Origin of the sequence: Xanthovirga aplysinae (assembly GCF_009711365.1) — a bacterium.
Taxonomy (GTDB): Bacteria; Bacteroidota; Bacteroidia; order Cytophagales; family Cyclobacteriaceae; genus Xanthovirga; species Xanthovirga aplysinae.
Genome location: NZ_SMMB01001099.1, coordinates 1 through 8,045, shown reverse-complemented (window position 1 = coordinate 8,045; position 8,045 = coordinate 1). Strand labels below are relative to the sequence as shown.

The 8,045-nt window shown below is 35.5% G+C and carries 3 protein-coding genes and 2 pseudogenes; all 5 read right to left on the bottom strand.

Annotated features, from left to right (window positions below):
- Positions 1-181: 181 nt before the first annotated feature.
- On the bottom strand, positions 182-1,765 hold the full coding sequence (locus E1171_RS12855; RefSeq protein ID WP_155206411.1) for a M16 family metallopeptidase: 1,584 nt from the start codon (positions 1,763-1,765) through the stop codon (positions 182-184).
- Positions 1,765-2,490 (bottom strand): annotated as a pseudogene (locus tag E1171_RS24960) (M16 family metallopeptidase); the annotation flags it as partial. The pseudogene E1171_RS24960 and the gene E1171_RS12855, both read right to left, overlap by 1 nt.
- A gap of 72 nt (positions 2,491-2,562) precedes the next feature.
- A pseudogene (locus E1171_RS24955) lies at positions 2,563-3,006 on the bottom strand (M16 family metallopeptidase); the annotation flags it as partial.
- 1,204 nt (positions 3,007-4,210) lie between these two features.
- Positions 4,211-5,713 (bottom strand): hypothetical protein, encoded by a 1,503-nt coding sequence (locus tag E1171_RS12845; RefSeq protein WP_155206409.1) that lies wholly within the window; start codon positions 5,711-5,713, stop codon positions 4,211-4,213.
- A 1,193-nt stretch (positions 5,714-6,906) separates the two neighbouring features.
- Positions 6,907-8,045 (bottom strand): SGNH/GDSL hydrolase family protein (locus tag E1171_RS12840; RefSeq protein ID WP_222931492.1); only part of this gene is annotated, 1,139 nt, incomplete at its 5' end.

The following is an 8,045-nucleotide window of genomic DNA, read 5'->3' as shown; positions in this document are numbered from 1 at the left end:
GAAACCGTAAATCTATCTCCAGGACTTCCCCGGTATTTTATAGTAGGAAGAAAGAATTAAAGTTTACCAACTAGCAAAACAAAAGGCCCAGCTAAAATGTCTGGACCTTTTTCTTTACTTAGAGCATGATTAAAAATTTTCTTGAAATTCAGAGAAACAAAATCATCGCTTCCCTATCTGACTATTTATTCTTCGCCACTACCCCATCTGTTTTAGAAAAGGTATCGGCATCGTTAATAATCACAACCTCTTTCACATTTAATGGGTATTTAGCTACCTCATCATCCTCTTGCAAAATTTCTTTTCCTAATCCTTCTTTTACTAATTGTGAATAGCTCATAGGAGAAGGTAAGTTTTTTCGGATGCTTTCAGCCAATGGTTTTGCCTCACTGTCATCAGTAATAATGGTAACACACATATTATCGGTTTGCCAATACTTTTTAATCGCTTGGTTCACCTCATCTAATGTTACTTTGGCTAGCAGAGCATCTATTTCTTTGATGTAATCCTGGCGACCATAAAAGCGAGAATCCATCAGAAAGCCCAACTCTTTTTCAGGAGTTTGAATATAAAGTTTTATATAACTTCTCAGAAATTTTTTAGTCAACTCAAAATCTTCCTGGCTCAATCCATTGGCGATCAGCAAATCCATTTCTCGAATAGCCATACGAAGTGCAAAATGGGCATGCCCCACTTTAATTTCCTTCAACTCAGGATATTGTTGTTGCAGGCTTTCAGCAATTTGTACCGGTCTAATCCATATAGAGGTATAGTTTGAGGAACGAGGCACCCCACTTAATGGCAATTGATAACTTCCCCCCTGCTCGTACCACTCAATGTAGGTATAATCACCATAATTCATGGATCTTGTCTGACGGATCTTTTGATAAAGCCGGCTGTAAGACTTTCTGTGCTCTCCCATCCAAGAGTTGGCAATCATCATGGCAGCAAAGTCGTCATTTGCTCTTGTTATTTCCAATGGAAACCCTGTAAAGATGGCTGATCCAAGGGCATTTTTCTTTGAAACAATCTCTACTCTCATACCATCAGGCATCTCTGCTTTTCCTGGTACGATCATTTCCGGATTTTCATCAGAAAGTTTGTTCATATCCGCTTTCAGCTTATTAAGAAAATCCTGAGAGTAGTTTCCGGCAATTCCAATGGTAAAGTTATGACGGTTGAACCATTTATTATAATGGGCTTTTACATCATCTAAGGTAATGGCCTTTACACTAGAAGCCGTTCCTTGTTTCATATGTTGGAAATTAGTACCTCTGAACAAGAAATCTTCCAATGCCTTTTTACTGTACTCTTCATCAGAAGAGGCCCGAACAACCTGCTCTACATAGTTTAACTGATTTGATTTTAAACGATTAAAATCCTCCTCGCTAAACGAAGGGCTCACCATTAAGTCCCGTAAAATAGGATAAAATTCCTCCAAATAATCTTTTGGTACCTCAAATGTAAAAGTACTTACTTCTTTATCTGTTAAACTCCAGTAAGAAGCTGCCATCGGGTAAATCTTATCATCGATTTGGCTTTTGGTTAATTCAGCTGTCCCTCCATCCGTCATCAAGTTAGATGTTAAAAAGGTAAGTCCTTCTTTTCCATCAGGATCAGTAATGGAGCCATTTTTGAACATTAATTTAATAACGATCTTGTTGGAGAGCGGTTTTTTTAACTCCACAATTTCTTGCCCTGAGACCGAGATTGCCATCAGAAAAAGGGCACAGAAAAAAGACAGGGTATATTTAAACTTTTTCATTAGTTAAGTCCTCCTTTCTCTTGGGATGAAATGGTAGCGACAGTCATTTTTTCAGGTACAAAATATTTCTTTGCGGTGTTCATTATATCTTCGGCAGTTACACTTTGGAAGGTATCATACAGTTGGTTAAAAGACTCAGGGTCTCCACTCACCCAAATTGCATAGGAAAGTGCTTCTGCAATATTTGAAGGACTATCCATATCCATGGCAAAACTATATTTGATACGAGATTTAGTTTCTGCTAATAGTTTAGCATCCACAGGATTAGTTTTTACTTCTTCCAAAGCCTTTTCTATCTCAGCTTTTACATATTGCATGTCCTCTTCATTCACAAAAGAAGCGCTAGCAGAAAACAAATAAGGATCTCGAGTAAAGAAATAACCTCCATTCAATGAACGTAATTTTTGCTCTTCAACAACCAACTTTTTATATAGATCAGATCTTTCTGAAAAAAGTAGGGTAGCGATTATATCCAAGGCAGCAACTTCCTTATCTTGATCGTTATAAGCAGGGCTTTTATAGTTCAGGCTTAAATAGGCTGGGAAATTGGCATTTTGTACATGGGCGAAACGAGTTTCAGTTTGCTCAGGCTCAGAAGGAATTTCAGCTTTGTAGCTACCTCTTTCCCACTGACCAAAATATTTTTCGGAAAGGGAATTAACTGTTTCCGGGCTTACATCACCAACAACCAGAATAGTGGCATATTCAGGCTTATAAAACCGCTGGAAGAATTCCAGTGAGTAATCATATTGATTGGGCATATCCACCACGTCATCCCAAAAACCAATAGTAGTATGTTTATAAGTATGCTGGTCAAAAGCAGCATTCACCGTAGCTTCCCTCAATTGGCTGTATGGGCTGGCAGAACTTTTGGTATACTCTCCCTTTACGGCTCCCGCTTCTGTTTTAAAATCATGCTCAGAGTACTTTAAGAATTGAAAACGATCGGCTTCTATCTCAAACATTTTCTCCAGCATATTGGCATTTCCAGTCATGTGGTAAACTGTTCGATCTAGCCAAGTATTTGCATTTGCTGCTGCTCCAATGGATTTTAAAATTTCCTGGTATTGTTCTTTGGAGTATTTCTCCGTACCTCGGAACATCATGTGTTCAAAGAAATGCGCAAATCCAGTTTTACCCTTTTCAATTTCTTCTCTAGATCCTGCTCTCACCACTATGTAAAAGGAGGCCAGCCCTGGGCTTGGGTATTCCACAGTGACTACATTCAACCCATTTTCCATTTTGTTTTGATGGATAGGGTATGGAATAATCTTTTCATTGCCTTCAGCCTTTTCTTTTTCAGGTGCCGTACAGGCAGCTATGAGCACAAGGCAAAAGACAAAAAGTAAACTAAAGTACTTCATGCTTTTTTGTTTTTTTGAGTATAAATGAAGTTAAATTTAAAATAGAGTCAATTTAAATCTTTTTTTAATATTTAACCTCCTTATAACGGATAAATCCTATAATTTTTGTACTCGTAATAAAACCCTTTTACATACAGAAAAAAATTGTTTAAACTTATATTTCAAGACTTAAAGACTATACTTTCTAAAAAATCAACCTTTATGTGCCAGACATTTTCTAATTCTCAATATTCAAATTTCACAGCAGAGATTCGCTATAATATTGGGTTTCCATTGCTAAAATTCACCCGCTGACAGAGAATTTCAAACTGGACAAAATCACCTACTTTACAAAAAGCTTTCTAATAGACTCCTTGGAATGCACAAAACACTTTTTTACGGATCTTTCTGATGAAAAGAGTTCTGTGGAAGAGACAACAAATGCCTTGATACTTGAATTTTAAAAGGTTTAGATAGAAGAAATAAGACAAGATACTATTACATCTACATCTCGACATTTGGATTGATAATATACATTTTGACGATGAAAAAGAGGTACCCATTTTTTATTTTAGTAGAGATGGATAGTTATCTTTCGATCCCTCCTATTTTATGCATCAGTTGTACTATACTCTCCCAGATAAAGGCCATTATAGATATAAATTAGAGAGTTTATTAAGGGTTATGAATCCAAAACAAAGAATATCAAAGAAGAAAGCTTCATTATTCCCTTATGGGAACAAGCAAAATGATTTTCTATATTGGGGTACAATGTTAAACCTTTGATATCTGGTGAAATATGTTTTTGAAAGAACACCATTAAAAAGATTCACCGGATCAATTAAAAAGTGGATCGCTTATCATGTGTTATCCATGGAATTATATCTGGCAACTTATCTAGAATGTTAAAGGGAAAAACGCTGTGGGACAGTCAAAATAATTCAAATTGCTTCCACATAATACTCCTCAAAATTCTAACCCTATACCTTGACGATCGGATTGGAAACTGAGTTTAAAAAAAGGCAGTGCAACTTGTTGGAGTGCACTGCTTTTAACCTAATCAACTTTACCACCTAATAAAACCTATTTTATAAAATGTCATCTACCGTACATTATTAGTTTGAGTAACGGTAGCCGTATTATAACTTCCCTTAGAGAATACAAAAGCCGCATTAGCCTGTCCACTATGAAGGTCAGACATATTGGTCTGCGTAATGGTAATAGTATTACATTTACCAAAAGTGATAGCTGCAGCTGCATTGGCTTGGGCTCCACCAAACACATCTCCTTTATTGGTCTGAGTTATGGTAATGGTATTATTAGAAGAACCCTTTCCGATAAGAGCTATTGCATTATTAGACTTTCCACTTAATTTACCATCCTTATTGGTTTGGGTAATAGTTATGGTGTTATAGTCGGCTCCCTTTCCTATCACAGCTAAAGCACGGTTGGCATCAGCAGCTTTTCGATCTACGTTTTTATTGGTTTGGGTGACCGTAACAGTGTTATGAGAGCCTTTTACAAAAGCAGCAGCTGCATTTAATTCATGAATACCCCTGGCTCTAACTGCTTGGTTTGTTTGAGTAATAGTAATGGTGTTCTCATGGCCTCCAATAACCGCTGCCTTAGCTGCATTGAGTTGTCTAACTCCTCGAGTTCTGGTGGCGGTATTAGTTTGTGTCACTGTAACCGTATTATCATGTCCACCAATCATGGCAACAGCGGCTGCATTTAACTGGTGTACACCTTTGGCCCTCATAGCCGTATTGGTTTGCGTAACGGTAGCAGTATTGTTCTTTCCTCCTGCCTGGAAAATAGAAGCTAAATTAGCCTGACTTATGTATCTTCCCCTGGTAGCTGTATTGGTTTGAGTGATAGTCGCTGTATTATTTTTTCCTCTAATTTGAGCAATACGAGCTACATTTAACTGATTAACAATGTTTAACCTGGTAGCGGTATTGGTCTGGGTTATAGTTGCTGTATTATTTTTTCCTTTTATTTGAGTAATAGCAGCTATATTGGCTTGATTAACATGCTTTCCCACCCGATTGGCCGTATTGGTCTGGGTAATGGTGGCTGTATTGTTGTTACCACTAATTTGAGCAATATGAGCTACATTTAACTGATTAACATTATTTACATTTGTGGCTGTGTTGGTTTGGGTAATGGTTGCCGTATTGCCATTTCCTTTTAGTTGAAGAATAGCAGCTACATTGGCCTGCTTTACATTTTTTACATTTGAAACGGTGTTGGTCTGGGTTATAGTTGCTGTATTATGCTTTCCTCTAATTTGAGCAATAAAAGCCAAGTTAGCTTGACGTATTGTTTTACTGCCCCTTAAAGCCATATTCGTTTGAGTAACAGTTGCCGTTTGACCTTTACCCAATTGAATTACCGCTGCAGCATTTAATTGACGTATAAATGACTTTCCTTTTCTGTGTTGTTCTTTAGAAGCTTGGTCCCATCCATAATCTAGGAATTCGGAGGATAAATAGGAGGATCCTCCAAGGGCTAAACCATTATAATGTCCTACTTGCGCCCAATTTGGAGTTGTTACCAAACAGATGGCGAAAGCCGATAAAATTAATTTTTTTAAGTTTTTCATTATTCAAGGAATTAAGGATTTACAGATTCTACTGGGATTAGAATTGTTTCATTCCAATTTCTGATAGGTGGTTATTAAAACAGGACAATTACATCAACTAAGTAAATCCAGAGAAAATTTGGGCAAAGGATTTTTGGAAAGTGTTTTTCATGGGCAAACTTATTTAAAGGGTTAAAGAATGATTTTTTATAGATTTAGAAAAGATCAAGCTGTCTAACGGCTGGGCCGTAAGCTACAAGAATGCTACCATTCGTAGTGTTAAAATTTCCTCTTGTACTAAAAGAAAATCATAATGAAAATGGGTTGTATGCTTCCCATTAATGATTAGATAAACCTTTATGTTATTCCTCCCAAAAGCTTAAGCCATAATGAGCCCTTTCCTGGATTTTAATTCCTGGTTAATTTTAAAACATAAGAAAAGCTTCATGATTGATCTAGTAAATTTATCTACCTAATCAATCTTTTAGAGAATTCATTGTTTCATAATTTTATTAAGATAGTTAGGGGTTTTTATTCGTATAGAATTGGAAATACATCAATGAGCTCGCTTAGAAAGATTTTACCTAAGATTATTATTTTTGAAAGAAGATTATAGAAAGAATTTTCAACCTGTTTACTTAATGAAACAAGGAATTTTATTAAGTGTTTTAATTAAATTCAATTAATCCATTTCTAAGCTTTAAAGGTAAAGTTGCAACAGAGAACAATAAATTTTTCAATATGAAATTTTGGTCCATTTCATGGGAATTTTAAGATGTTGAGACTTCCGTAATCATGAACAGACTAAAAGAGAAAATGTTTTTCAAGGGTTTGCTTTTCTATAAAAAAATTTAGGAATTCCTTCCATGGCATAATATCTGCGAAAATGGGTTAGTCGTATAAATTTATTTTTCCCTGTTTCCATAAAAGTGTTTAACCATTTGAAATAATATATCCCTGGTAAAAGAGAATTCATTTTTTACAATTGTCTTTTCTAATTCAGGAGGACCCTACAATATTTTTGTTTTATTATAAGATTAAGTTTTACTGACTTTTATTATGCTACCCATTCCAAGAAAAAGCAAAGCACCTATTATAGAAATGAAAAAACAAATTCGTCCATAAAGCTCTTTAAATTCATTTCTAACAATATTTACAAAGGAAATTTCTAACGGTCTGGGTAAACTCTGTCATTAATAGGGCATTTTTATTGTCTAGTCCTTTTCGGAAAGAGTTCTTAAACTAAAAGATTGGTTCTGTTTTAATTGGTCACTTAAAATAAAATCTGCCGCTTCTGTCCCCAACAAAAAATGAGTTTCTGAGGAAATATGCCGATGACCATTGGGTACATGAACCCTAGATAATTTATCATATTTATCGGCCAGATCATCATATGTAAGAAGTTTATGGCAGTAATTTCTGATCATGGGCAAAAACTCCCTACCCACTGATGATTCCAGTTCGTATGTAGGTATATCAAGTATGATCAATTGAATATTATTTTTTTGGCAAAAGTTAAACATCCTTTTGATTAAAGCAATTTGCAAGTCCATTTCAGCTTGTGATACCTCCTTCGTTGGTATTGCATATTCAACCTGAAGTTTTCCCTTGTCTTTCTTGGCCAGGCGTTTTTTGAAAAAGTTCCAAACAGAATTAAATGCAAAGGCATACATGTAAGAGTTCTCACCTAAAAATTTAAATACTTTAAACTTATAAATCGTATTTTGGATCCTTATCCCTGGTAAATGTTTTGTTTTCACTGTCCGAAGAGAGCCATTTTCCAACTTGAAAAGCCCACTTTTTATATTATCCTCAAAATCATTTTGATAGAAGCCCAAGATCACATAATCAGGTTTATATTTTATTCCTTCATTTTCCAGAAAAGCCAGTTCTTCTGCCGTGCTAAATCCAGAAACACCCGCATTCAGAACTTGAGCTTTTAACCCAAATTTGTTTAACCTCTGCTCACAAATAAAAGAAAATGTCTCTTCTTGATTTACTTCATAACCCTGGGTGTGAGAATCACCAATACTGATTACCCGTAGTGTGTTTATAGGAGGGTCATATGTAACATCATAGTTATTTCTAAAACCTTTGTTGTTGGTTTTAAACCTAAAAACTCCATCAGGACTTTGGTGTTTAAAAGTAAAATTGGGCTTAATTTTTCTTAGTGTAAACTTCCCATATTTTGCATCTGTATGATATCTAGGAAATAGGGCCATTTTTTCACCCAAAACGGCTTTGAAAACCAATTCTCCAATGAACAAGGCCATTATTAGGGATATGATTGCTAATACAAAGTTTAAGAATTTTTGTTTAGGCTTTTTTTTCATTTCTTTCTTAGGCTTTTTCA